General features: G+C 70.6%; 22 protein-coding genes and 1 pseudogene. 12 read left to right on the top strand and 11 right to left on the bottom strand.

Features of this window, described 5'->3' with window-relative positions; translation table 11 throughout:
* Nucleotides 1-78: 78 nt before the first annotated feature.
* The 11 genes and pseudogenes from ACKTSN_RS31150 to ACKTSN_RS31100 all read right to left on the bottom strand — a co-directional run.
* The gene (locus ACKTSN_RS31150; protein WP_409472150.1) at nt 79-1,272 is read right to left on the bottom strand and encodes a hypothetical protein; all 1,194 of its coding nucleotides are present in this window, start codon (nt 1,270-1,272) and stop codon (nt 79-81) included.
* 93 nt (nt 1,273-1,365) lie between these two features.
* Nucleotides 1,366-2,925 carry an alkaline phosphatase D family protein gene (locus tag ACKTSN_RS31145; protein ID WP_409472149.1) on the bottom strand — a complete coding sequence of 520 codons (1,560 nt, stop codon included), beginning with the start codon at nt 2,923-2,925 and terminating at the stop codon, nt 1,366-1,368.
* Nucleotides 2,926-3,114: 189 nt separating this feature from the next.
* Nucleotides 3,115-4,599, bottom strand: coding sequence for an FG-GAP-like repeat-containing protein (locus tag ACKTSN_RS31140; protein WP_409472148.1), 1,485 nt, complete (start codon nt 4,597-4,599; stop codon nt 3,115-3,117).
* Nucleotides 4,600-4,667: 68 nt separating this feature from the next.
* On the bottom strand, nt 4,668-6,185 hold the full coding sequence (locus ACKTSN_RS31135) for an FG-GAP-like repeat-containing protein (protein WP_409472147.1): 1,518 nt from the start codon (nt 6,183-6,185) through the stop codon (nt 4,668-4,670).
* A gap of 74 nt (nt 6,186-6,259) precedes the next feature.
* Nucleotides 6,260-7,675, bottom strand: coding sequence for a VCBS repeat-containing protein (locus tag ACKTSN_RS31130; RefSeq protein WP_409472146.1), 1,416 nt, complete (start codon nt 7,673-7,675; stop codon nt 6,260-6,262).
* A 247-nt stretch (nt 7,676-7,922) separates the two neighbouring features.
* Complete coding sequence (obgE, locus tag ACKTSN_RS31125) at nt 7,923-9,368, bottom strand: GTPase ObgE (protein WP_409472145.1); 1,446 nt, start codon at nt 9,366-9,368, stop codon at nt 7,923-7,925.
* Between the two features lie 131 nt (nt 9,369-9,499).
* Nucleotides 9,500-9,754: a 50S ribosomal protein L27 gene (gene rpmA, locus ACKTSN_RS31120; protein ID WP_004988181.1), complete on the bottom strand. Its 255-nt coding sequence runs from the start codon at nt 9,752-9,754 to the stop codon at nt 9,500-9,502.
* A gap of 14 nt (nt 9,755-9,768) precedes the next feature.
* The gene (rplU, locus tag ACKTSN_RS31115) at nt 9,769-10,089 is read right to left on the bottom strand and encodes a 50S ribosomal protein L21 (RefSeq protein WP_004931419.1); all 321 of its coding nucleotides are present in this window, start codon (nt 10,087-10,089) and stop codon (nt 9,769-9,771) included.
* A 231-nt stretch (nt 10,090-10,320) separates the two neighbouring features.
* Nucleotides 10,321-14,466: an Rne/Rng family ribonuclease gene (locus ACKTSN_RS31110; RefSeq protein WP_409472144.1), complete on the bottom strand. Its 4,146-nt coding sequence runs from the start codon at nt 14,464-14,466 to the stop codon at nt 10,321-10,323.
* Between the two features lie 265 nt (nt 14,467-14,731).
* Nucleotides 14,732-15,526 carry a TIGR03936 family radical SAM-associated protein gene (locus tag ACKTSN_RS31105; protein WP_409472143.1) on the bottom strand — a complete coding sequence of 265 codons (795 nt, stop codon included), beginning with the start codon at nt 15,524-15,526 and terminating at the stop codon, nt 14,732-14,734.
* A gap of 48 nt (nt 15,527-15,574) precedes the next feature.
* Nucleotides 15,575-15,842 (bottom strand): annotated as a pseudogene (locus ACKTSN_RS31100) (hypothetical protein); the annotation flags it as partial.
* A gap of 204 nt (nt 15,843-16,046) precedes the next feature.
* On the opposite strand from ACKTSN_RS31100, the gene ACKTSN_RS31095 reads away from it, so the two are divergent.
* From ACKTSN_RS31095 to ACKTSN_RS31040, 12 genes are all read left to right on the top strand, one after another.
* Nucleotides 16,047-16,334, top strand: coding sequence for a gas vesicle protein (locus tag ACKTSN_RS31095; protein WP_224736800.1), 288 nt, complete (start codon nt 16,047-16,049; stop codon nt 16,332-16,334).
* Between the two features lie 5 nt (nt 16,335-16,339).
* Nucleotides 16,340-16,804 carry a gas vesicle structural protein GvpA gene (locus ACKTSN_RS31090; protein WP_224736821.1) on the top strand — a complete coding sequence of 155 codons (465 nt, stop codon included), beginning with the start codon at nt 16,340-16,342 and terminating at the stop codon, nt 16,802-16,804.
* Nucleotides 16,805-16,807: 3 nt separating this feature from the next.
* Nucleotides 16,808-17,518, top strand: coding sequence for a GvpL/GvpF family gas vesicle protein (locus ACKTSN_RS31085; protein WP_409472142.1), 711 nt, complete (start codon nt 16,808-16,810; stop codon nt 17,516-17,518).
* 44 nt (nt 17,519-17,562) lie between these two features.
* Entirely contained in the window at nt 17,563-17,817 is a 255-nt protein-coding gene (locus ACKTSN_RS31080) for a gas vesicle protein GvpG (protein ID WP_409472141.1), read from the top strand.
* A complete protein-coding gene (locus ACKTSN_RS31075; RefSeq protein WP_409472140.1) occupies nt 17,814-18,344 on the top strand; it encodes an ABC transporter substrate-binding protein in 531 nt (176 codons plus the stop codon). Before ACKTSN_RS31080 ends, ACKTSN_RS31075 begins: the two co-directional genes overlap by 4 nt.
* A complete protein-coding gene (locus ACKTSN_RS31070; RefSeq protein ID WP_409472139.1) occupies nt 18,337-19,452 on the top strand; it encodes an SRPBCC family protein in 1,116 nt (371 codons plus the stop codon). The genes ACKTSN_RS31075 and ACKTSN_RS31070 overlap by 8 nt, the downstream gene beginning before the upstream one ends.
* Nucleotides 19,453-19,495: 43 nt before the next feature.
* Nucleotides 19,496-19,972: a gas vesicle protein gene (gene gvpJ, locus ACKTSN_RS31065; protein ID WP_409472138.1), complete on the top strand. Its 477-nt coding sequence runs from the start codon at nt 19,496-19,498 to the stop codon at nt 19,970-19,972.
* Nucleotides 19,973-19,976: 4 nt separating this feature from the next.
* Entirely contained in the window at nt 19,977-20,795 is an 819-nt protein-coding gene (locus ACKTSN_RS31060; RefSeq protein ID WP_409472137.1) for a GvpL/GvpF family gas vesicle protein, read from the top strand.
* A complete protein-coding gene (locus ACKTSN_RS31055) occupies nt 20,792-21,049 on the top strand; it encodes a gas vesicle protein (protein ID WP_409472136.1) in 258 nt (85 codons plus the stop codon). Before ACKTSN_RS31060 ends, ACKTSN_RS31055 begins: the two co-directional genes overlap by 4 nt.
* Nucleotides 21,033-21,440, top strand: coding sequence for a gas vesicle protein K (locus tag ACKTSN_RS31050; RefSeq protein WP_409472135.1), 408 nt, complete (start codon nt 21,033-21,035; stop codon nt 21,438-21,440). The genes ACKTSN_RS31055 and ACKTSN_RS31050 overlap by 17 nt, the downstream gene beginning before the upstream one ends.
* 140 nt (nt 21,441-21,580) lie before the next feature.
* A complete protein-coding gene (locus tag ACKTSN_RS31045; RefSeq protein ID WP_409474967.1) occupies nt 21,581-23,140 on the top strand; it encodes a recombinase family protein in 1,560 nt (519 codons plus the stop codon).
* Between the two features lie 604 nt (nt 23,141-23,744).
* On the top strand, nt 23,745-24,038 hold the full coding sequence (locus ACKTSN_RS31040; RefSeq protein WP_409472134.1) for a hypothetical protein: 294 nt from the start codon (nt 23,745-23,747) through the stop codon (nt 24,036-24,038).
* The last annotated feature ends 112 nt before the right edge of the window (nt 24,039-24,150 follow it).

The raw sequence follows: 24,150 nt of genomic DNA, 5'->3' as shown, positions 1-24,150 counted from the left end.
CATTCACCTTGCACGCATGGTCATTGCCGGGGGGTCCTCCGAAGGTTCCGGGTAATTGCTGTGAGTAACGGCACAGGTTCAGCGAAGCCGTGGCCGCTTGAGGCAACGATGGCCGAGTGCCCGCACGAGTTCCTTGGACGACGTCTGGTGAACCGTACGCGACTTGGCGGGTGCGGTGTGCCGTACGGGCGCTGCAGCTGCCGCCGCGAGCGCCCCGTACAGCGCCTGAGCCGCAGCCTCGGGGGCTATGCGGGGTTCGGCATGGGTCCGGGTCTCAGGTTTGGGCACAGCGGACAAAAGACTCATGTCGCCCAGAATGCGCACCCCTGTCCCGCCGATACGCTCCGCCATCTCCGCACCGATCTCGGCGGCGGCCTCGACGGCCCACTGCGGAGTGCCGATCTTCACGTCGCCGGGACCGGGAGTGCACGTGTTCTTCATATGCATCACGGCACCGTTCCGGACGAGTTGCGAATAGAGCTCCTCGGGGAGTTCATTGGCGCGGAATTCCTTATTAAGATTCCGTAGCATTTCGGTCTCGGCGAGGGTGAGCGAGCGATTCGCCGCGTCCGGAACGGGACGCAGAAGACGCGCCGGCAGTCCGAGCAGCGCCTCGAAGGTACGCATCAGCCCCTCCCGGTCCCGGTCGTCGACCACGACGACGGTGACCCGCTCCGGGCCGACCACCCGGGCCCAGCGCTCGACCAGCCGGTCGTGCCGGTGCCGGCGCCAGAAGCTGGGGTTGGGCCTGTCGTACGGCGGCTTTTTGAGCATGTGCTCCAGCCAGTCCTCGTAGCCCATGCGCAGGCCGTTCTGCACGTACTGCTGCCACTGCGAGGGCATGATCCGCGCCAGCGGACGCAGGGTGACCAGGACGTGCACCCGGTCACCGCCGAGCTGCTCGACGATCCGCCGGGCGGTGTCGTCGTCGGGGGCGTCGGCGAAGAACTCGCTGCTGATCACCGACGTGCGCCGGCCCGTGGCCCGCACCTGGGCCAGCAGCCGCTCCCAGTGCCGCTCGGTCGGCCGGATGTCGCCCATCATGCCGAGGCAGGCGCAGGCGGCCAGGACCGCCTCCATGGGATGCCGGGTGGTGGCCGGCCACGCGACGCCGTGCCGGGCCATCTCGTCCTTCGCCGCGAACAGCGCGCCCTGGATCGAGGTCGTGTCCGTCTTGTGCGGGCCGATGTGCAGCAGGCGGGTCCCGGGCGGCAGCGGGGTGACCACGCCGCCGTTGTCCGGGAGTTCAGCTCTCGTACAGTCCGTCTCCATGGCAAGAGGACGGTAAGAGGGCTTGCTGAGAGTGCGCTGAGAGAGGCCTGGGACGGGGATGAGTCCCAGGCCTCTCATCAGAGGTGACGCGAGTTACACGACCTCGACGCCGGGCCGTCCTGCCTCGACCCGCAGCCGTGCCAGCGTGCTCGGCGTGGCCGTCTGCTGGCGGACCGTGTCCACAATCCGCACCTGCGCGTCGATGCCGTCGCGGCGGATGTCGAAGAGGTGGTAGCCGCGGTGGGCGTCGAGCAGCTTCCAGTGCGGGTTGTCCGGCAGGCGCGGGTCCCACTCCCGGTGGAAGGCGGCCTGGTCCTGGTCGCCGTTGCTGGAGATGGACGTACCGACGAACTCGGCGCCGACGACGGCGGAGTCAGGGTCGGCGTAGTCCTCCTTCAGGTCGCTGATCATTGTGAGGTGGCGGTCGCCGGTGAACACGACCGGGTTGCGGACCTGCTTCAACTCCGCCATCAAAGCGTTGCGTTCGACCTGGTAGCCGTCCCAGGCGTCGTAGTACCAGAGCTTGCCCTCGCCGACCTTGAGGTCGGTCTCGGCCATCATGATCTGCGAGCCGATCATGTTCCAGCGGGCCGGCGAGTGGCGCAGCCCGTCGAGCAGCCACTGCTTCTGCTCGGCGCCGAGCATGGTGAGCGCGGGGTCCTGGGCGCCTTCCTGGCTGGTGGCCTGGTCGCTGCGGTACTGCCGGGTGTCCAGCACGCTCAGCCGGGCCAGGCGGCCGAACTCCAGGCGGCGGTACATCTGAATGTGCGGGCCGTTCGGGATGGCGCTCGCGCGGACCGGCATGTGCTCGTAGAAGACCTGGTAGCCCGCGGTGAGGCGGGCCACGAACGCGTCGTGCGGCTGCTTGTCCGGGTCCTGCGGTATCTCGCCGGCGAAGTCGTTGTCGACCTCGTGGTCGTCGAAGGTGACCACCCAGGGCGCGTTCGCGTGCATCGCGGCGAGGTCGGGGTCGGTGCGGTACTGGGCGTACCGGTTGCGGTACTGGACCAGGGTGTACGGCTCGTCGCTGCCCTCGTGTTTGCGCAGGGCCGTGGCCGACGGCCGGGACTCGTAGATGTAGTCGCCGACGAAGAGGACGAAGTCGGGGTCCTGGGCCAGCATGTCGGCATACGGCGTGAAGTAGCCGTGCTGCCAGTTCTGGCAGGAGGCAAGCGCCATGCGCAGCCGGCCGCCGGAGCTGTGCGGGTGGGGCGCGGTGCGGGTGCGGCCGACGGGCGAGAGCTGGCCGCCGGCGCGGAAGCGGTACCAGTAGGTACGGCCCGGGCGCAGCCGCCGTACGTCCACGTGCACGCTGTGCCCCAGCTCGGGCCGGGCCTGGGCGACGCCGCGGCGCACCGGCTTTCTGAACCGCTCGTCCTCGGCGAGCTCCCACTCGACCGAGACGACACTGTCCGGCATCCCGCCGCCGTTGAGTGGATCAGGGGCGAGTCGCGTCCACAGCACGATGCCGTCGGGCAGTGGGTCCCCGGAGGCGACGCCGAGGCTGAACACACCGTCGGGCAGCGGGGTTTCGGCGGCCCGGGCGGCGGTCGGCAGCCACAGCTGGGCGGAGGCCGCGGCGCCGAGCACGGCGGCTCCGGCAGTCAGAAAGCGGCGTCGGTCGGGCGATACGGATCCGGACACACCGGTCATCGGCGAACTCCCCTGCCTCGCTGGCCTCTTGGACACTTCGGATGCTCATGCTTCTGGGCGGACCGCCCGTTGAACGGCATACTTCGTGTACATGACAAACAGGGAGACAACAGAAAACCCGTCGCGGCGCAGCAAGGTGCCTTTGCCGCAACGGGTCTGTCGATCGATCAGGTGATGAACACGCTGGGATCAGTAATTGAATCCGGAGCCCAGCTTCGCGTTCGCGGCGACCGTGCCGAGGGTCCCGGCGCCGAAGGTGAACGAGCCGGTCGCGGTGATCCCGGCCGACGTGGACCGGAACACCCACACCGACCCGGCGTTCGTGTTCTCCCCCGGTGCGCCGACGACGAGTTCGGCGCGGCCGTCGCCGTTGCCGTCCACGAGGTGGGTGGCGCGGCCGAAGGCGTCGTTGGTCTCCGCGGTGCCCGGGACGCCGGTGGTGTTCTGGTTGAAGCCCTGAGCACCGGTCCCGGTCAGGCCACCGGCGCTGCCGCGCAGCACGATGACGCCGCCGGCGTTGCTCAGCCCGTCGAAGTCCTCGCCGGGCACGCCGGTCGAGACGTCGGCGTAGCCGTCGGCGTTGACGTCGGCGACCGAGACGTCGGTGCCGAAGCCGTCCATCCGCTCGGCGGCGCCCGGGACTCCGGTGCTGTCCTGGTTGACGTACATCGCCTTGGTGCCGTCGGGCCCGTTCGTGCCGCCGGGTATGAACGTGACCCGGCCGCCCAGCGGGATCGGGGTGTCGGCGTCGCTGTCGTAGCCGTCGACGGGCCTGCCCACGACGATGTCCTCGTAGCCGTCCCCGTTCACGTCGCCGAGGTCCAGGGACTCGCCGCCCTGCACACGCCAGCCCCTGCTGTCCTCGAGCACGACCTTCTCCGCGAGGCCGTCCGGCGTGCCCCGCCAGTACGTGATGCGGCGGTGGTCGTACTCGTCGCCGTCGTTCATGGTGCCGACGACGTCGTCGATGCCGTCCCCGTTCACGTCACCGGTGGCCAGATCCAGGAAGCGCGGGTCGGAGTCGTCCAGGATCGTCTGCTCCCCGCCCTTCGCCGCACCGTTGCGCCCGAAGGGGCCCTTGATGACGCGCAGCTTGACCAGACTCTCGACGACCACCAGGTCCGACGCCCCGTCACCGTTCACGTCGCCGACAGTGAGCTGGTTCCTGGCGCTGAGCCGGTCGTAGGTGTTCTTCCCGTACGCCAGCGTCGACCCGCCGGACAGACCGCCCGCGCCGCCCCAGACGACCCCCACCTGCCCGGTCTCGGCACCGCCCTCGACGCTGTCCTCACCGGTCACGCCGACGATCAGGTCGTCGTAGCCGTCCCGGTCGAGGTCGGCGGTGCTGAGCGCGCTGCCGAACAGGTCGTCCGTCTCCGCGGAGTCCGGAATGCCGGTGGTGTTCTGGCTGATCACCTGCTTCGAAGCGGTGTTGAGCCCGCTCGCCGAGCCGTACAGCACGGCGACGTATCCGGCTCGCGTCTTGCCGTCGACGGTCGCCTCGGGCGCCGCGATCGCGACGTCCGCGTAGCCGTCGCCGTTGAAGTCGTCCCGGAGCTCGGTGGCGGCCGACGCGGTGTCGCCCGCCGCCTGGGCGACGGTCACGGTGACGGCGCCGGTCACAGCCAGGACGACGGCGAGTCCCGTACGCCACGCTCTCTTGCGCCTGTTCATGGTGGTCTCCTGTCGTTTCCGTGGGGGGATGTCCGTGGGGGGATGTCCGTGGGGGTGCGTCGGGGATGTCAGTCCGCCAGCGAGGCCGCGAACCGGGCCCCGGTCGCGGGCAGGCCCATGGTGGTGGGACCGAAGGAGGAGGAACCGGAAGCGGTGATGCCGCCGGCCGTGGCGGAGAAGACCCACACGGAACCGTTGCCCGCGTTCTCCGCAGGGTCGCCCACGATCAGGCCGTCCTTCTTGTCGGCGTTGGCATCGACGAGGGCGGTCTCCGCGCCGAAGCGGTCGCCCTTCTCGGCGGTTCCGGGGACGTCGCTGGTGTTCTGGCTGAACGACTTGTAGCCGGTGGCGGTCAGGCCGTTCGCACTGCCGCGCAGCACGAGCACGGTGCCCGCGTCGGTGATGCCGTCCAGGTCCTCGCCGGGCAGCCCGGTCGCCACGTCGAGGTAGCCGTCGCCGTTGGTGTCGCCGATCGACAGGGCCGATCCCATGCCGTCCCCGTGCTCCGCCGCGCCCGGCACACCGGCCGTGTCCTGGTTGAACCACACCGGCTTGCGGGTGGTGGAGAAGCCGCCCGGGCCGCCGTACACGACGGCCAACCCGCCGCCCCGGTAGGGCGGTTCCGCGCTGTCGTACATGTCGTTGGAGCGGCCGACGACGATATCGCCGTATCCGTCCTTGTTCAGGTCGCCGATCGCGGCGTCCTCACCGCCGATGATGTGGCCCTGGGCGTCCCTGAGCCAGCCCTTGAGGGTGAGCCCGCCGCTGCCGCCCGTGAGGAGGGCGGCCGCACGCGAGTCGGGCGAGCCGTTGCTGCCGAGGCGCACGACGACGTCGGCGACTCCGTCACCGTTGACGTCACCGGCCGTCAGCGAGTGGAAGTTCGTCCCCCGATCGGGAAGGAGGCGGAAGTAGTCCTTCTTCGCGGCCTGTCCGCTGCGGGTGAAGGGACCGTGCCGCACCGTGCCGTCCCCGTTGTCCGCGTCGGGTGTGTCGCTGTACCAGTCGTCGGAGCTCGCCGTCACCACGTCCGGGTGCTTGTCGCCGTCCACGTCCGCGACGGTGAATCCCCCTTGCCACTCGAACTGCGGGGCCCAGGTCAGGGTCGTCGGGGTGGCCGAAAGCCCCTGGGGGCCGCCCCAGTTGACGAGGAGGGCGTATCCGTGGTCGACATCCATCATGTACTGCCCGACGGTCGACAGCAGGTCCGCGTACCCGTCTCCGTCCAGGTCGGCGCTCTGCAGTTGGGTGCCGTACCCGCCGTTGTACTCGTCGGCCGCCTGCTTCAGCACCTGCTTGCGCGAGGTCGACAGCCCACCGGAGGAACCGTACAGCACACTGACCGCACCCACCCGTGTCTCACCGTCCGCCGCGGTGCCCGGCGCGCCGATCGCCAGGTCGGGATACCCGTCCCCATTGAAGTCGTCGTGCAGCCGCTTGGTGCTCGGCGTCGTCGCCGTGGCCTCGCTGCCGGCGGCGTTGACGGCGGGGACCGCCAGAGCGCCGGCGACGAGCGTGACGCCGGTGGCGAGGACGAGCCGTCCGCGGCGGGAGAGAAGCGTGCGGCGGTGAGAACGTGAGGCCATGAGCCTTTCCTGATGTACGTGGTGGGTGGGAGGAGACCGGTCAGCGGGCGAAGGACGAACCGGGGGTCCTGCTGTCAGCGCGGGAACTCGGCACCCAGTCGGGCACCGTCCGGGTGCGTGCCGAGCGCCTTGGCACCGAAGGCCAGCGATCCCGTCGTGGTGACCCCGGAGGCGGTGGAGCGGAACGCCCACACCGAGCCGGCGTTCGTGTTCTCGCCGGGGGCACCCACGACGAGGTCGGCCCGCCCGTCGCCGTCACCGTCGAGCAGGGTGACGGCCTCGCTGAAGTAGTCACGGCGCTCGGCGGTGCCGGGGACACCCGCCGTGTTCTGGCTGAACACCTTCGAGCCTGCGCCGGTCGGGCCGGACACCCCGCCCGGGATCACGGCGACCGTGCCCGCGTCCGCCACTCCGGCGAAGTCCTCGTAGGGGTTGCCGGCCACGATGTCGGCGTAGCCGTCGCCGTTCACATCGCCCACCTTGACGGACGCGCCGAACAGATCGCCCGCCTCGTCGACGCCCGGTACGCCGGGAGTGTCCTGGTGGATCATGCGCGGATCCCCGGACGGCAGCCCCTGTGCGGTGCCCAGGACGACGCCGACGCGTGAGCCGTACTGGCTCGGGTCGCTCGGTTCCTCGTTGCCGTTGGCCGGGCGGGGCCGGCCGAAGACGAGGTCGTCACGGCCGTCGCCGTTCACGTCGCCGAGCTCGATGTCCTCGCCGCCCTCGATCTTCTCGCCCCGGCCGTCCCGCAGCACGGTGAGCGGTTCGATGCCGTCCGGGGTGGCGTGGAGATAGTTGAGCGTGTGGTTCGAGCTCTGGTCGCCCGGCTCCCAGTCGGCCGGCATGGTCAACGAGACGAGATCGGTGCGGCCGTCACCGTCGACGTCCCCGGCCGCCATCTCCAGCAGCGAGTCGTCGGCTTCGGAGACGGAGATCTGCTGGGTCCGGGCGGGCAGGCCCTCCCGGGTGAAGGGGCCGAACCGCACACCCCCGGGCAGGGCCAGGTCGGTGTGGCCGTCGCCGTCGAAGTCGCCGGGGATGCTGAAGTGGGTGGCGAAGGTGCGGCCCGGCTGCAGGAGCGTTCCGCCGGACAGGCCCGCGACGGAACCCCACAGCACGGTCTGGCTGCTCGTGCGCGCCTCGCCGCCCCAGGTCCAGTCCTCGCCGGTCGCGGGCACCACCAGGTCGGTGTAGCCGTCGCCGTCCAGGTCGGCGGTGATGAGGTGGGCGCCGAAACGGTCGTCCGCCTCGGGGGTGCCGGGAATCCCCGGCGAGGCCTGCGTGACGACCTTCTTGCCGGCGAGGTCCAGCCCGTGCGCCGAGCCGTACACGAGGGCGACGTAACCGGCCGCCTTCTTCCCGCCGACCGTGGCGTACGGGGCGCCCACGGCGAGATCCTCGTACCCGTCCCCGTTGAAGTCCTGCCGTGCACCCGCCGCGGCGGCCGACTGCGGTCGCTCCTGTGCCTGTACTTCTGCCTGTGCCACAGGCAGGGCACCACAGACAGCGGAGAGCAGGACGACCGCGACGACGACAGCACGCCGCGGTCGGTGCGAGGCGGGCAAAGACACGTCCACTCCGGTTGTCGCAAGGGCAGTTGACGGCGGATGAGGATCAAGATCCTCATCCGCATCGCCCAGTACGACTCACCGGACCGACGGTTGGTTGCCCTGCCGTACGCCCCGACTTTCCCAGTCGTTAACCCACCCCGGGGAAGACGCTCCCAGGGTGTTCCTAAAACGGCTCGAAGTCGTCGAACTCCCGCGCCGCCTCATCCCGCTCGGTCTGCTTGTCCCGCCGACGCTGCGCAGCAGGCCGAGGCGCCTCGAAGCGGTGGTCCTCGCCGCGCCGCCCGAGCATCTCCGCACCGGCCATCAGCGTCGGCTCCCAGTCGAAGACAACGGCGTTCTCCTCGGGCCCGATGGCGACGCCGTCACCGGAGCGGGCCCCCGCCTTCATCAACTCCTCTTCCACGCCAAGCCGGTTGAGCCGGTCGGCGAGATACCCCACGGCCTCGTCGTTGTTGAAGTCGGTCTGCCGCACCCACCGCTCGGGCTTCTCGCCGCGCACCCGGAACAGCGGCTCGCCACCGGCCTCCTCGCGCGTCACGGTGAAGCCCGCGTCGTCGACGGCCTTCGGCCGGATCACGATCCGCGTCGCCTCTTCCTTCGGCTTCGCGGCCCGCGCCTTCGCGACCAGGTCGGCCAGCGCGAACGACAGCTCCCTCAGCCCGGTGTGCGCGACGGCGGACACCTCGAAGACCCGGTATCCACGGGCCTCCAGATCCGGCCGCACCATCTCGGCGAGGTCCTTGCCGTCCGGTACGTCGATCTTGTTCAGGACGACGATCCGCGGCCGGTTGTCGAGGCCGCCGTACTCCCGCAGCTCCGCCTCGATGATGTCCAGGTCGGAGACGGGGTCCCGGTCGGACTCCAGCGTCGCGGTGTCCAGGACGTGCACGAGCACGCTGCACCGCTCGACGTGCCGCAGGAACTCAAGGCCCAGGCCCTTGCCCTGGCTTGCGCCCGGGATGAGCCCGGGGACGTCGGCGACGGTGTACACGGTCGAACCGGCGGTCACCACACCGAGGTTGGGCACGAGGGTCGTGAAGGGATAGTCCGCGATCTTCGGCTTGGCAGCGCTCAGCACGGAGATCAGCGAGGACTTGCCGGCGCTCGGGTATCCGACGAGTGCCACGTCGGCGACCGTCTTCAGTTCGAGGACGATGTCCTGCAGGTCACCCGGCTCCCCCAGCAGCGCGAACCCGGGCGCCTTGCGCCGCGCCGAGGCCAGCGCCGCGTTGCCGAGCCCGCCCCGGCCGCCCTGCGCGGCGACGAACGACGTCCCCTGCCCGACCAGGTCGGCGAGGACATTGCCCGCCTTGTCGAGCACGACGGTTCCGTCCGGCACCGGCAGGATCAGGTCCTGGCCGTCCTTGCCGGAGCGGTTGCCGCCCTCGCCGGGTTTGCCGTTGGTGGCCTTGCGGTGCGGGGAGTGGTGGTAGTCGAGCAGGGTGGTGACCGACTGGTCGACGGTGAGGATGACGTCACCGCCACGCCCGCCGTTGCCACCGTCGGGCCCGCCCAGCGGCTTGAACTTCTCACGGTGGACGGAGGCACAGCCGTGGCCTCCGTTACCCGCGGCGACATGCAGTTCGACGCGGTCCACGAAGGTGGTCATGGGATGTGCCTCCTGGGGGTCCCCCCGGCCGAAGGCTGGGGGAGTACGAAAAAGTCTTATCGAATGAAACACGCGAAAGGCGGACCCTCTTCCCCCTAGGGAAGTGAGGTCCGCCTCGCGAAAGTTTCCGATCAGGCGACCGGAACGATGTTCACGACCTTACGGCCACGGCTGGTGCCGAACTCCACCGCACCGGCCTGCAGCGCGAACAGCGTGTCGTCGCCGCCACGGCCGACGCCCGCACCGGGGTGGAAGTGGGTACCGCGCTGGCGGACCAGGATCTCGCCCGCGCTCACGACCTGACCGCCGAAGCGCTTCACGCCGAGGCGCTGAGCGTTGGAGTCACGACCGTTACGGGTGGACGATGCGCCCTTCTTGTGTGCCATCTCTCCTCAGTCCCTTACTTCGCAGCCGCGGGGATCTCAGTGACCTTGATCGCCGTGTACTGCTGGCGGTGGCCCTGACGACGGCGGTAGCCGGTCTTGTTCTTGTAGCGCAGAATGTCGATCTTCTGCCCCTTGTGGTGGTCCACGACCTCGGCCTGGACCTTGATGCCGGCCAGCACCCACGGGTCGCTGGTCACAGCGTCGCCGTCGACAACGAGCAGGGTCGAGAGCTCGACCGTGTCGCCAACCTTGGCAGTGGAAATCTTGTCAACCTCAACGATGTCGCCGACAGCAACCTTGTGCTGGCGACCACCGCTGCGCACGATGGCGTACACGCGGATCTCACTCTCTCGCTCGGGAACGGCACCCCCGCAGTCCAGCCGCCCGCAGCAGGCGGGCAGCCTCTCCCGGTCACGCCGTGCCCGGGAGGAAGAGGTTTACGGGGATGTGGCGCGTCTGTGGACACGCCGACGGTCAAGGTTACGGGGCCGTGGCCGAAGGGGTCAAACCGGGCCGGGCCCGTGCGGTGTGCGGCCGGTCACCCGGCAGCACACCGCACACGGACGTCAGCTCTCGTCGGTGGAGGCCGTGACGGAGGACAGCGTCTGCTGGGCCGCCGCGGTCTTCTTCGACGCCGACTTCGCGGCCGTCTTGGCGGTGGTCTTCGCCGCCTTCTTGGCCGTCGCCTTCTTCGCGGCGGTCTTCTTGGCCGCGGTCTTCTTGGTGGCGGCCTTCTTCGCGGTCGCCTTCTTGGCCGTCTTACGGGCCGTCTTCTTGGCCGGGGCCGTCTCCTCGCCCTCGGCCTCGACGGGCGCCTCCTCCGCCGCCGGTGCCGCGGGGACGACCACGACGGCCGCCTCCTCGGACGCGGTCGGCGCGGTGGCCTTGCGCACCGCACGGCGCCGCGGACGGGCCGGGGCGGCGGGCTCGACGGGCGCCTCGGCCTGCGGCACCTCGGCCTGCGCCGGCTCCGGCGTCACCGGGGCTTCCGGCACCTCCGGCGCGGTCTCGGGGACCGTCACCACGGCCGACTCCGCCGACGCCGACGCGGGCGAACCGGCCGGCGCGGACACCTTGCGGGTGGCCCGACGACGCGTACGGCCCTTGGGCGCGGCCTCCTCAGCGGCCTCGGCGGCCGACGGCGCCTCGACGACCGGGTCCTCGACGGCCACGGGCTCGGCGTGCGCCTCGGCGGCCGGCTCCGGCTGCACCGGACGCGCGATCTCCTCCTCGGTCGTCACGTCCTGAGCCGTGGGCACCCGGACCGGGGCTCCGTCCGCCTCACTCCTCGGCGCACCGGCGGGAGCCGAAGCCCGTCGGCTCGCCCGGCGCCGCGAACGACCGCGGGTGGCCGCGGCCTCCGCCTCTGCGACGCTGCTGTACAGCTCCTCGTCGGGTGCGAACTCGGGAGCGGGCAGGGCAAGCGGCTCGGCGGCCTCGGCCGCGACCTCGGCCTCGGTCTCCGCCTCCTGCTCGGCAGTCTCGCCGACCTTGACCATCCCGCCGACGATGACCTCGTGCGGCTGCTCCGGCTGCTCGGCACCGGCCCGCGCACGCTTCTTGCGCTTGCCGCCGCCACCCGTGGTGGCCGCCTGGTCCAGGTGCACGATGACACCGCGGCCGTTGCAGTGGACGCAGGTCTCGGAGAACGACTCCAGCAGCCCCTGCCCGACCCGCTTACGGGTCATCTGCACCAGCCCCAGCGAGGTCACCTCGGCCACCTGGTGCTTGGTCCGGTCCCGGCCCAGGCACTCCAGCAGGCGGCGCAGCACCAGATCGCGGTTGGACTCCAGCACCATGTCGATGAAGTCGATGACGATGATGCCGCCGAGGTCGCGCAGCCGCAGCTGACGGACGATCTCCTCGGCCGCCTCCAGGTTGTTCCTGGTGACGGTCTCCTCGAGGTTGCCGCCCTGGCCGGTGAACTTGCCGGTGTTGACGTCGATGACGACCATCGCCTCGGTCCGGTCGATCACCAGCGAACCGCCACTGGGCAGCCAGACCTTGCGGTCCAGCGCCTTGGCGAGCTGCTCGTCGATCCGGTACGTGGCGAAGACGTCGACCTCACTGGTCCACTTCTGCAGCCGCTCGGCCAGATCCGGCGCGACGTGCGAGACGTAGCCGTGGATGGTCTGCCAGGCGTCGCCTCCGCTGACGATGACCTTGGAGAAGTCCTCGTTGAAGATGTCGCGCACGACGCGGACGGTCATGTCCGGCTCGCCGTACAGCAGCGTCGGCGCGTTGCCGTTCTTCGCCTTCTTCTGGATGTCCTCCCACTGCGCCTGCAGCCGCTCGACGTCCCGGCGCAGCTCGTCCTCGCTCGCGCCCTCGGCGGCGGTGCGCACGATGACGCCCGCGTCCTCGGGGACGATCTTCTTGAGGATGGTCTTCAGCCGGGCCCGCTCGGTGTCGGGCAGCTTGCGGCTGATGCCGGTCATCGAGCCCTCGGGCACGTACACGAGGTAGCGGCCGGGGAGGGAGACCTGGCTGGTGAGGCGGGCGCCCTTGTGGCCGATCGGGTCCTTCGTCACCTGGACGAGGACCGACTGGCCCGACTTCAGGGCGGACTCGATGCGCCGCGGCCCGTTGGCCATGCCCAGCGCCTCGAAGTTCACCTCACCCGCGTAGAGAACCGCGTTGCGGCCCTTGCCGATGTCGATGAAGGCGGCCTCCATCGACGGCAGCACGTTCTGCACCTTGCCGAGGTAGACGTTGCCGACGTACGAGGTCGACTGCTCCTTGTTGACGTAGTGCTCGACGAGCACGCCGTCCTCCAGGACGCCGATCTGCGTACGGTCGCCGTTCTGCCGGACGACCATGACGCGCTCGACGGCCTCGCGGCGGGCCAGGAACTCGGCCTCGGTGATGATCGGAACGCGGCGGCGGCCCTGCTCACGCCCCTCGCGGCGGCGCTGCTTCTTGGCCTCCAGACGCGTCGAGCCCTTGATGGACTGCACCTCGTCGGACGGCTCGGCCTTCGGGCGGGGCTCGCGGACCTTGACGACGGTGCGCTCGGGGTCGTCGGCGGACGGCTCGGTGTCGGGGGCGGAGTCGCCGGCGCGACGACGACGGCGACGGCGACGCCGACTGCTGGTGGACGAGCCACCGGACTCAGCGCCCCGGTCCTCCTCCTCGACGTCCTCCTCGACCTGCTCGGCGGTGTCCTCGGCGTCCTGCGCGGCCTGCTCGGCGGCGAGCTCCTCGGCCTCGTCACCCTCGCCGGACTCGCCCTCGGCGGACTCGCCCCGGCGACGGCGCCGGCCACCGCGACGACGTCGGCGACGCGCCCCGGTCTCCTCGCCCTCGTCACCCTCGTCACCCTCGACGGCCTCCTCGGCCTCCTCGGCCTCCTCCTCCGCCTCGTCCTCGACGGCGGTCTCGGCGGCCTGTGCCTCGGGCTCTTCGGCACCCCGACGACGGCGGCGACGCCGCGGCCCGGGCTGCTCCTCGGGGAGTTCCTCGGCCTCGGGGGCCTCCTCCGCCGCCTCGGCGGCCGCTTCGGCGGCGGCCCGCTCGGGCGTCTGGAACTGCGGCTCGGTGAACACGGGCGCCTGGAACACGGCGACCGCGGGCCGCGCGGGCCGGCGCGGCGACTCGGCCTCGCCCTCGGCGACGTCCTGCTGCGCGGGGGCGGCGAACCCGGTGGCGGCCTTGCGCACGACCCGGCGCCGGGCACGGCGCGACGTACCGCCCTCGCCGCCCTGGTCGGCGACGGCTTCGGGGGCGGCGACGGCGGGGGCCGCGGTCACCGGCACCTCGACGGCGGCGGGCGTCTCGGGCCCGGCGGGAACCTCGGCGGCGGCGGGTGCCTCGGCTCCCTCGGCACCGGACGGCGTCCGCTCGCTCGTGGGCTCCCCGGCCGGTGCGGCGGCCTTGCGGGTGGCACGCCGACGGGTGCGGCGCGGAGCCGCCTCCTCGGCGGTCTCCGGTGCGGGCGCGGCGGCCTCGGTCTGCGGCGCGACAGCGGGCTCCTCGACGGCTTCTGCCGCAGCGGGGGACGCGACGGGCGCGGACACGCGACGGGTCGCACGCCGACGGGTACGGCCGGCCGGCGCAGCCTCCTCAGCGGGCTCGGCCTCGGCGGCAGGCGCCTCGACGGCCTCGCTCACCGGCGTGGCGGACGGAGCGGTCGCGGGCACCACCGTCTCGGTGGCCTCGGCGCCTTCCGGGGACGCGACCGGCGCCGACACACGACGTGTGGCCCGGCGCCGGGCCCGCGGCGGAGCGGGCTCCTCGGTGACTTCGGTGACTTCGGCAGCCGCGCTCTCCTCGGGAACCTCGGCAGGGGCCGGAGCCGCGGCCGTCACCGGCACCACGGTCTCGGCGGCCTCCGCGGCGGCGGGGGACGCGGCAGGCGCGGAGACCCGGCGAGTCGCACGCCGGCGCGTACGACCCGCAGGCGCGGTGGCCTCATCACCGGCGGCAGCAGCCGCCTCGGCGGCCTCAGCGGTCTCGACACTCTCAGCGGCGGCCTCAGTCTCCTGGGCCTCAATGACCTCGACCGCCTCCTCGGCCTCCGCCGAAGCAATCTCGGTGGACTCAGCAGCCGGTATGGCCGGCGTGACGGTCTCGGCCGGGGTGTCGGAGGTGGCGGCCGGCGGTCCCGCCGGGCGGGAAGCGGCACGGCGCCGCCGGCGCGGCGGCAGGGTGTCGCTAGGGGTGTTCAGTTCGGGGCCCGTGGTGGGCTCAGTGGGTTCGATCGGCTCGAGCATGCGGGCGTTTCTCCCGTCAGGCTCCCGGGCGCCGCACCTGGTCCGGCGGGTATGCCGGTGACGTCCGCGGCTCGCGCGATGCGCGACTGCCGCCGTCCGGGGCGCGGGCGCCGCACGGGAGCTCTCTGTAGTCCTGTCTCGCCGGTTCCGTATGCCGTGTTGCGTACGGCCTGGCGAAAGTCTTGTGGTCGGTGCGCTGCCCGACCCAGGTGGCTCCCGAGTACGAGGGCGGCGCTACGACGTGCGTCCCTGCGCGGGACCTTCCTTACGCCGACGCCTTCGCGGCGGCAGGATCGGCGGCTCCCGGAGTGGTGGCCGGGGCGGCCGTGACTGCCTCGCGGTCGGGCGCGAGCGGGTCGGTCACCGTGCCGGTCTCTTCATCGAACAGCCCCTGCGCCAGCCTGGTCACCGCTGCGGGGACCGGCGGCGCCAGGTCGGCCACGGCGCGGAGACCGGACAGGACGTCGTCGGGTCGTACGGCAGGCGTCACGTGCCGAACAACCAGCCGCAGTATCGCACAGGGCTGGTCCGTCGGCCTATCAGCCTGCGAACTGTGCATTTCAGAACTTGCCGCGCTGTCCAGGCTCGCGACGGCCGGGCGGGCGTCGAAGGTGCGGACGCCGTTCTTGGTCAGCCGCTGTACCTCGACGGTCTCGGCCGCGTTGAAGACGGCCACCGCGCGGGCGGCGTCGGCCGGGTCCACGCCGTCCAGCCGCAGCTCCCAGACGGAGGCCGTCAGCCGGTCGGCGAGCCCCGAGGTGCGGGCCTCGACCGCCTCGACGATGTCGAGCCCGTCGGGCAGCGACTCGTCGAGGAGCGCGCGCAGGGTCTCCGGATCACGCGGTTCGGTGAGGGCGATCTCCAGGTACTCCGCCTCACTGCCCGTGCCGGTGGGTGCGGCATTGGCGTACGACACCTTCGGGTGCGGGGTGAACCCCGCCGAGTACGCCATGGGCACCCCGGCGCGGCGCAGCGCACGCTCGAAGGCGCGCTGGAAGTCACGGTGGCTGGTGAACCGGAGGCGGCCGCGCTTGGTGTAGCGCAGTCGGACGCGCTGCACCGCGGGTGCCGGCGGCGGGCCTTCGGGCTGTCGCTTGCCCAGTGTCGTTCAGTCCTTAGTGAGTGCGGTCGTACTGCTACCAAGAGTACGTGTGCCGGCGGCCGCAGGTTCCCGTCGGGCCCTCGCCGGCGGCTGCCGCGGCTCGCCGAGGAGCATGCCCCGGACGTCGGCCCGCGCCTGCCGCACGGTCTCCCGCGCCGACGCCAGCGCCTGCCGCGTGGCCCGCCCACGGCCCGCAGCGCCTCACCCACCGGCCGCAGGACGGCGTCGCGTGTCCGGCCGGCGTCAGGGCGTACCGGTACAGCCAGACGCAGGGACGACGATCCGCACGGGGAGGCGGATCGCGACCACCAAGCACCCTTCAGGTGGCTGCTGAGCAGGCGGTTTTCCCAGGTCCATACCGTCGTGGACGCCGCCGCTTCCGTTCTGGATGCGCCTTCTCACTCGAAAACCTGCTCGCCGAAGAGATAGATGTGCGGGTTTTGGGAGACATGGAGCATTGAGGATAGTTGGTGATGATATGCCCGGAAACGAGAGAGTCTCGGCAGCCCAGGCGATGCGACAGGCGACCGAGCAGCTCGCGGAGCTGCTGGGCCGGCCTCCGGAGTCCGTGTCCTCCTTGAAACCGACCGAGGACGGCTGGGAGGCCGCGGTCGAGGTCGTGGAGCTGGAGCGCATCCCCGAGACCGCGAGCGTGATGGCCAGCTACGAGGTCGCCCTGGACCCGGCCGGCCAACTGCTGGCCTACAAACGCGGGCGGCGCTACACGCGGGCCCAGATAGACCGGAACGAAGGGAGCAGGTCGTGACCGTGATGCCGGGCGGTGGCGGGGTGCCCGCCCCGAGCGGAGGTGGCTCCGGCAACCTCTACGACGTCCTGGAACTGGTCCTGGACCGCGGTCTGGTGATCGACGCCTTCGTGCGAGTGTCCCTCGTCGGCATCGAGATCGCCAAGATCGACGCTCGCATCGTCGTGGCCAGTGTGGACACTTATCTGCGCTTCGCCGAGGCGTGCAACAGGCTGGACCTCGAAGCGGGCCGCAAGGCCCCGGCCCAGCTGCCCGACGTGATGGAACGCGTCACCGAGGGCGGCGCCAAGGGCAAGAGCAAAGGCGCGCTGAGTGGCGCCGTCGAAGCCTTCACCGAGTCCCTCCAGAAGGGCCGCCACGACGAGATCGAAAGCGGCGAACGACCTCGGCGCGGCAAGGAGGAACGGCGCGAGCGCGAACCCGTCGAACGTGGTTCGGAACGCCGTTCCTCAAGAGAACGCGAGGAGTGAGCGATGTCGCTGTACGTCTACGCCATCACCGAGGCCTCGCACCCCCTGCGTCTCGACGACCTCAAGGGCGTCGGCGAATCGTCCGAGTTGCGTGTGGTGCGCGGCGACTCGCTGTGCGCCGTCGTCAGCGAGGCACCGGAGGATTTGTCGGTGGCCCGCCGTAACCTCGAGGCCCATCACACGGTGCAGGAGCGGCTGTGGTCCGACGGCGTGACGCTGCCGCTGGGCTTCGGCTTCATCGCCCAGGACGAGGAGGCCGTCCGCGCCGTTCTGGAGCAGAGCGCCGAGCAGTACAGCCAGCGACTGGCCGAACTCACCGGCCGGGTGGAGTTCAACGTCAAGGGTGTGCAGGACGAGGACACGCTGCTGCGGCAGATCGTCGAAGAGTCCGACCGGATACGTGAGTTGAACGAGGCGACCCGCGAGGGCCGTGGAAGTCCCGAGCAGCGGGTGGAACTCGGCCAGCTCGTGGCCCAGGAGGTGCAGGCCCGCCAGGAGGCGCTGGCCGAGCGGGTCGTCGCCGCGCTGCGACCGCTCGGGTACGCCGAGAACCTGTCGGCGCCCTCCCAGCAGTACTTCGTCAACGCCTCGTTCCTCGTGGACGGCGAGAAGTCCGAAGAGTTCACCAACGCCTGCGCGGAGCTCTCCGAGCAACTGCCCGAGGGAGCCGAGCTACGTCTCGGCGGACCACTGCCGCCCTACAGCTTCGCCTGACGACCGTCGACGGGCGCGGGCACCGAACGACACAAGGAGACACCGTGGGACTGGTCTACGAGGTGCTGGCCCTGCCCTTCGCCCCGGTGCGCGGCATCGGCTGGGTGCTGGAGAAGGTCGTACAGGTCGCGGAGAACGAGTACTACGACCCCACCCCCGTGCAGGCGGCGCTCGCCGACCTGGAACGGGCGCGGGTCGAGGGCCGTATCGACGAGGAGGAATTCACGGCACGCGAGAAGGAGCTGCTGCGGCGGCTGGAGGAAATCAGGCTGTATCAGCTCGGAAAGACGGCATCATGAACAGCGCCAAGATCGGAGCTGCCCTCATCAGCGGCTATGTGCTGGGCCGCAGGAAGAAGGGCGGGGCCGCCCTGGGCCTCGCCCTGGCGATGGCCGCCAGGCGGGCGAAGGCCGGCGACCTCGCCGAGGCCCTGGCCCCCGTGCTCGGCAACCTCAACCGGCAGGCCCGCACCGAACTGGCGGGCGCGACCAAGGCCGCGGTGGGTTCCGTGCTGAACGCCCAGGCCGACCACCTGGCCGACGCCCTGCACCAGCGCACCCTCGGCCTGCAGGGGCAACGGGAGGACGAGGGCCGCGCGGCGGAGGAGCCCCGCGAAGAAGAACCACGCGAAGAGGAAGAGCCGCGCGGGGAGGAAGAGCCGCGCGGGGAGGAGGAGCCGCGCGGGGAGGAGGAGCCGCGCGGGGAGGAGGAGCCGCGCAAGGCCAAGAAGACGGAACGTTCCTCGTCGGAGCCGAAGTCCGGCGGCGACCGGGCGTCCTCCAAGCCGGGCGGTACCTCGCGAGCGAGGGAGTCGGACGATGACTGACGGCAAGTCGCCGGGCGCTACCAGCGTCTTGAAGGGCCCGGGCGCGAACAAGCTGGTCGAGGAACTGGGCCACTACGCAGAGGCCCGCCTGGAACACACGCTGACCGGCGTGGGACACAAGATGGGCGACGCGGCGAACCGGCTCGGCTCCGCCCACTTGGGGCCCGGCCCCCTCGTCCGCGTCCTCGGCAAGGGCGGCAAGCTGCTCGGCGGCAAGGGCGGCAAGCTGCTCGGCGGCAAGGGCGGCAAGCTGCTCGGCGGGCAGATCGCCGCCCGGGCCAAGGAGACCGCCGCGCACGCCAAGGACGCGGTGACCGACAAGGTCAAGGAAGCCGTCGGCCTGAAGCGGGGGTCGAAGAGCGGCGGAGCCAAGAGCATGACCATCATCGAGGACGTCGACGTCGGCGTGCCGGTCCACGAGGCGTACAACCAATGGACGCAGTTCGCGGAGTTCGGCCGGTTCGCCAAAGGCGTGGTGGGTGTCGAACAGAAGGACGACACCACCACCCAGTGGCAGGCCAAGATCGCCAAGTCGAGCCGCGCGTGGACCGGCACGATCGTCGAACAGGTGCCCGACGAGCGGATCGCCTGGACGGCGGAAGGCGCCAAGGGCACTCCCAACGGAGTGGTCACCTTCCACCCGCTGGCCGACAACCTGACCAAAGTCCTGCTGGTCCTCGACTACTACCCCAAGGGACTCGTCGAGAAGACCGGGAACCTCTGGCGGGCCCAGGGCCGCCGCGCCCGCCTCGATCTGAAGCTCTACCGCAAATTCGTCATGCTGCGCGGCGAGGCCACGGGTGCCTGGCGCGGAGAGATCCGCGACGGCCGGGTGGTTCGCGGCCCGGACGAGGAGGCCGAGGAGAAGGACCGCGAGGCCCGCGGCGAGGAGACCGAGGAGGGCCGCGAGGGCGGCGGCGAGGACAAGGCGAAGCCCCGCGACGACGAGGACGAGTACGAGGACGAAGAGGACGAGGACGAAGAGGCGCAGCCCGAGGACCGCTACGACAAGAGGGACGAGGCCGAATACGAGGACGAGGAGGACGAAGAGGACGAGGACCGCGACGACGAGGAACCCGCGGCCGAGAGCCGTCGGCGCTCCAGGTAGCCGACGGCGCCGAGCCGCTCCCAGGAACGAGGTCGAGGACGACGTGACCGAGCCCCCATCCGCCGGTCCCTCTCCGGCGCGGACGCTTCAGCCGTACGGCCAGGGAACCGGTGCGAACCTCGCCGACATACTCGAGCGCGTGCTCGACAAGGGCATCGTCATCGTCGGCGACATCAAGATCGACCTGCTCGACATCGAGCTGCTCACCATCCGGCTCCGCCTGCTGGTCGCCTCCGTGGACAAAGCCAAGGAGATCGGCATCGACTGGTGGGAGCGCGACCCGGCCCTGTCGTCCCGCGCCGACGGCGCGCGCGACCTCGAGGAGCAGAACGCCCGGCTGCGCGACGAGATCAAGGAGCTGCGCAAGCAGGTGGCCGAGTCGCAGGCGGAGCTGCCCGAAGGCGGTTCGGGCAGCCGCCGCCGTTCACACGACCGCGAGCGGGAGCGGGAGCGCGAGACCACGGCGGAGCCGCGGCGCAGGAGCCGCAGAACCGCAGAGGACGACGACCGCCGGAGTTGACGCCATGGACGACCAGGACGACCAGCTCAGCTACGCGTACGCCGTCGTACGGCCCGTCGCTGCCCTGGAGCGGGACGCACTTCCCGGCGTGCGCGGGGTCGCGGACGCGCCCGTCACGCTGGTCCACCACGGCAACGTGGCGGCAGCGGTCAGCCCGGTCCCACGGGCCGACTTCTCCGAGGCCGCCCTCAAGACTCACCTGGAGGACCTGGACTGGCTGGAGACCGTGGCCCGGGCCCACCACCACGTCGTCGAAACCCTTGGCGCTCACACCACGGTGCTCCCGCTCCGCCTGGCGACGGTGTACCTCGACGACGCCCGGGTCCGCGAGATGCTCGGCGAACAGGAGAAGGCCTTCACCGCGCTGCTGGACCGGCTCGCCGACCATGTCGAGTGGGGCGTGAAGGTCTACGCCGAGCAGTCCCGTACAACCGCTCGGCCGCAGGCGGCCACCCCGGCCGACGAACCCGACTCCGGCCGCGCCTACCTGCGGCAACGCCGACGCCAGCAGCACGCACGCGAGGACGCCTGGTCGTCCGCCGTCCAGGCCGTCCGCCGTATCGAGGACCAGGTCTGGAACCTCGCCGTGGCACACGCCCGGCACCGGCCCCAGCAGGGCAGACTGGCCGGCGGAACCGGGGAGAACGTCGCCAATGACGCCTATCTCGTCCCTCGCCGCCTCGCCGAGGAGTTCCGCGACCGGGTCCTGCACGCCGCCGAGGAATTCCCGGGCGTACGGGTGGAGGTCACCGGCCCGTGGGTGCCGTACTCGTTCGCCCAGGCGCCGGAACCCCAGCCCCCGGAGGGAGCGCGACAGCGGTGACCACGTACGAGGATCCCCCGCTCGCCCAGCGCCAGGTCGCCCTGATCGACCTGCTCGACCGGCTGCTGAGCAGCGGCGCGGTGCTCACCGGCGACATCGTCCTGTCGATCGCGGACATCGACCTGGTCAGGATCTCGCTGCGCGCGGTGATCGTCGGCGTGCACGAGCAGCAGTGGGAGGCCCTCGCTCCAGAAGCGCTCCTCCCCGGAACGACCCTCGTCGGAGGCGACGACCGGCATGACGAACCCCGCTGACCGCCCGCACGCCGACCGCCTGGAGGAAGTCGCCGACGCCGCGCGGCGCGCCTTCGCACTCCTCCCCGCCCGACCGGACGAGGTGCCGCCCCTCGGCAACCAGGACCACCGATCGTCGGTCGCCCGCCGCCTCCGCACCAATCCGGAGACGGTGGAACGCGACCTGGTCAAGCTCGTCCTCACCATCGTCGAACTGCTCCGCCAGCTCATGGAACGCCAGGCCCTGCACCGCGTCGACCAGGGCGGCCTCAGCGAGGAGCAGGAGGAACGACTGGGCCTGACCCTGATGATCCTCCACGACCGCATGACGGAACTCTGCCGCCGCTACGACCTCACGATGGACGACCTCAACCTCGACCTGGGCCCACTCGGTCCGCTCCTACCGCCCTGACACGGTCGGCCCGTTGACCACACTCAACGGCAGCAGCTTCTTGCCCGTCGGACCGATTTGGATACTCGTGTCCATCTGCGGCCAGAAGGAAACGGGTCCAAATCCATCATGTACTGTCCGGCCCCGTGAAGACGTACGACATTGAGACCGAGTGGACCGCCGCTGACCTGGCCCTACTTGAGGACCTGAAGAGAGCGGAGGCGCTGCTCCCCGAGGATGCACCCCGAGCCCTGCTCTCCATCCGCCTGTCCGTACTTACGGACGACACTACGTCGCCGGTGCGGCAGGAGCTGGACCTCCGCCTGCTCGCCAGGGAGAAGGGGTACCGCGTCGTCGGTGTCGCCTCGGATCTCAACGTGTCGGCGACGAAGGTTCCGCCGTGGAAGCGGAAGGCGCTCGGCGAGTGGCTCAACAACCGGGCCCCCGAGTTCGATGCTCTGCTGTTCTGGAAGCTCGACCGGTTCATCCGCCGCATGACGGACCTCTCAACCATGATCGAGTGGTGCGAGAAGTACGGGAAGAACCTCGTGTCGAAGAACGACGCGATCGACCTCAGCACGACTGTCGGCCGGATCATGGTCACCCTCATCGGCGGTATCGCCGAGATCGAGGCAGCAAACACGTCCACCCGCGTCGCGTCGCTGTGGGACTACACGCGAACTCAGGACGCGTGGCTTGTCGGTAAGCCTGCGTACGGCTACGTCACGACGAGGATCAACGGAAAGCCCGCCCTCGCTATCGACTCGAGTGCGCACAAGGGGCTGCACTGGGCTCGCCGCATGGCGCTGCGAGGAGTGTCCGCCCGGCGCATGGTTCTGTGCATCCTCCGCGCTGGGCTCATGTCCGCCGGGCTCACCCCGTCGACTCTCCTCCGGCGCCTTCGGAACCCGGCGCTCATGGGGTACCGGGTCGAGGAGAACAAGCAGGGCGGGAAGCGGCGGAGCAGGATCGTCCTCGGCAACGACGGCAAGCCGATACTGGTCGCTCCCCCGATCTTCACCGAGGAGGAGTTCGAGACCCTTCAAGCGGCACTCGACCGCCGAAGCAAGAACCAGCCTGCCCGGCAGACAGGCGGCGCTACACAGTTCCTCGGCGTGCTGACCTGCGTCGACTGCTCAACCAACATGACCGTGCAGAAGACGAGCCACAAGGGGCGGGACTACGCCTACCTGCGCTGCGGCGATTGCAAGAGCGGAGGACTCGGCGCACCCAACCCGCAAAGCGTGTACGACGTGCTTGTGAGCGACGTCCTCCGGGTCCTCGGGGACTTCCCCGTACAGGTCCGGGAGTACGCGCGAGGGGCTGAGGCTCGCGCCGAAGTGAAGCGGCTCGAAGAGGCGATCGCGTACTACATGACCGAGCTCGAACCGGGAGGCCGGTACACGAAGACGCGGTTCACTCGGGAGCAGGCGGAGAAGGCGCTCGACAAGCTCACGGACGAACTGAATGCCATCGACCCCGAGACCACACAGGACCGGTGGACGCTCGTCCACAACGGGAAGACGTTCCGCGAAGTGTGGGAAGCGGGAGGCATGGAAGCTATGGCGGAGGATCTGCGCCGAGTCGGCATCACGTGCGAGGTGACTCGGACGAAGGTCAAGGGCGTACGCGCCCCGTCCGTACACCTGCGATTGAAGATCCCTCGCGACGTGCGCGAGCGCCTTGTCATCAAGAGCGACGACTTCGCCGCCAAGCTCTGACGGAGTGATGCCCCTGCCCTGGCTCGCCCTTGCGACGCGAAGGGCAGGGGCTCGGCCAGCCAGCTTGACGGCCGAGCGGCCTGCCATGTAGGAAGATCCCTCCCGCTCCTTCGAGAAGCGGACACCGTAGCTCCCGCCGTGCGGCGGCGGTAGAGCTGGCCACTCCGTGAAGGGGCCGCCATCCAGAGGGCTGGCAGGGGAGGCAGGAGCCCCCCGAGCGCGAACGGTACGCGCGACTTCCACTCACTCGCCGAGGTGCAGCTACGCGCTGCCCTTGGCTACCGACCGGAGGTTGCCGACCTTTGAACATCACGATCGAAATCGTCTGGACCTGCGAGGTCTGTGCGTCCCCCCTCATCGACGGAGAGACTCACGCCTGCGGCACCACTGAGGCCACTACCTGAACCCACCCCCTGTTGACCGTCGCACAGAAAGAAGGGAGACACATGTCCCGCCATCCGGCGGGGGCACATGTCCCGCCGTCCGGCGGGGGTCACTGGCGCGCACCCGTGCGCCACACAGGGAAGGGACCACACCGGGTGGCCATCAGCTTCGGCATGAACAATCCATGGGGTGCCCCGTGTCTCAGCGCGAGTTCCGGCGCATGGCACGCGACACACGGCACGTCCTTCACTACCGCGTCCACTTCGCCGCCATCGGATGGGCCGATCGCCACGGGCACGCCAGCTTCCAGGCGGGCGAGCTTGCCGCCGTCCTCGCCGATGAAGACGGCAAGCCGCTGAGTAAGCAGAGCGCGACCGGCGCAGTGAACCGCGCCAAGAGGCTGGACCTTGTGTCTTCGCAGTCCACGGCTGCTTGCCTGGTCCTGACGCGTCGCCTGTTCCAGAAGGAGAAGGGGGCGCCTGTCCCCTGCCGGGCGCACAAGGACCGCCGTTAGCCGGAGCAGTACACGCCCGGCACTTACCCAGTACACGCGTGACGCGTACCGATGCATGGCCTGACCTGCGTAAACGTCCGCTTCTTCTCTATCTAGTTAGCCCCCTTCGGGG

This window comes from Streptomyces flavusporus, assembly GCF_046267975.1.
Taxonomy (GTDB): Bacteria; Actinomycetota; Actinomycetes; order Streptomycetales; family Streptomycetaceae; genus Streptomyces; species Streptomyces flavusporus.
This window is presented reverse-complemented; position numbering and strand designations above follow the sequence as displayed.

What these genes read in the sequence shown, in the direction of transcription:
- ACKTSN_RS31060 (WP_409472137.1), top strand. Translation starts at nt 19,977, where the DNA reads ATGGACGACCAGGACGACCAGCTCAGCTACGCGTACGCCGTCGTACGG.
- rpmA (WP_004988181.1), bottom strand. Translation starts at nt 9,754, where the DNA reads ATGGCACACAAGAAGGGCGCATCGTCCACCCGTAACGGTCGTGACTCC.
- ACKTSN_RS31140 (WP_409472148.1), bottom strand. Translation starts at nt 4,599, where the DNA reads ATGAACAGGCGCAAGAGAGCGTGGCGTACGGGACTCGCCGTCGTCCTG.
- ACKTSN_RS31095 (WP_224736800.1), top strand. Translation starts at nt 16,047, where the DNA reads ATGCCCGGAAACGAGAGAGTCTCGGCAGCCCAGGCGATGCGACAGGCG.
- obgE (WP_409472145.1), bottom strand. Translation starts at nt 9,368, where the DNA reads ATGACCACCTTCGTGGACCGCGTCGAACTGCATGTCGCCGCGGGTAAC.
- ACKTSN_RS31070 (WP_409472139.1), top strand. Translation starts at nt 18,337, where the DNA reads ATGACTGACGGCAAGTCGCCGGGCGCTACCAGCGTCTTGAAGGGCCCG.
- ACKTSN_RS31135 (WP_409472147.1), bottom strand. Translation starts at nt 6,185, where the DNA reads ATGGCCTCACGTTCTCACCGCCGCACGCTTCTCTCCCGCCGCGGACGG.
- ACKTSN_RS31090 (WP_224736821.1), top strand. Translation starts at nt 16,340, where the DNA reads ATGCCGGGCGGTGGCGGGGTGCCCGCCCCGAGCGGAGGTGGCTCCGGC.
- ACKTSN_RS31110 (WP_409472144.1), bottom strand. Translation starts at nt 14,466, where the DNA reads ATGCTCGAGCCGATCGAACCCACTGAGCCCACCACGGGCCCCGAACTG.
- ACKTSN_RS31040 (WP_409472134.1), top strand. Translation starts at nt 23,745, where the DNA reads ATGGCACGCGACACACGGCACGTCCTTCACTACCGCGTCCACTTCGCC.
- ACKTSN_RS31050 (WP_409472135.1), top strand. Translation starts at nt 21,033, where the DNA reads ATGACGAACCCCGCTGACCGCCCGCACGCCGACCGCCTGGAGGAAGTC.
- ACKTSN_RS31085 (WP_409472142.1), top strand. Translation starts at nt 16,808, where the DNA reads ATGTCGCTGTACGTCTACGCCATCACCGAGGCCTCGCACCCCCTGCGT.
- ACKTSN_RS31145 (WP_409472149.1), bottom strand. Translation starts at nt 2,925, where the DNA reads ATGACCGGTGTGTCCGGATCCGTATCGCCCGACCGACGCCGCTTTCTG.
- ACKTSN_RS31150 (WP_409472150.1), bottom strand. Translation starts at nt 1,272, where the DNA reads ATGGAGACGGACTGTACGAGAGCTGAACTCCCGGACAACGGCGGCGTG.
- ACKTSN_RS31075 (WP_409472140.1), top strand. Translation starts at nt 17,814, where the DNA reads ATGAACAGCGCCAAGATCGGAGCTGCCCTCATCAGCGGCTATGTGCTG.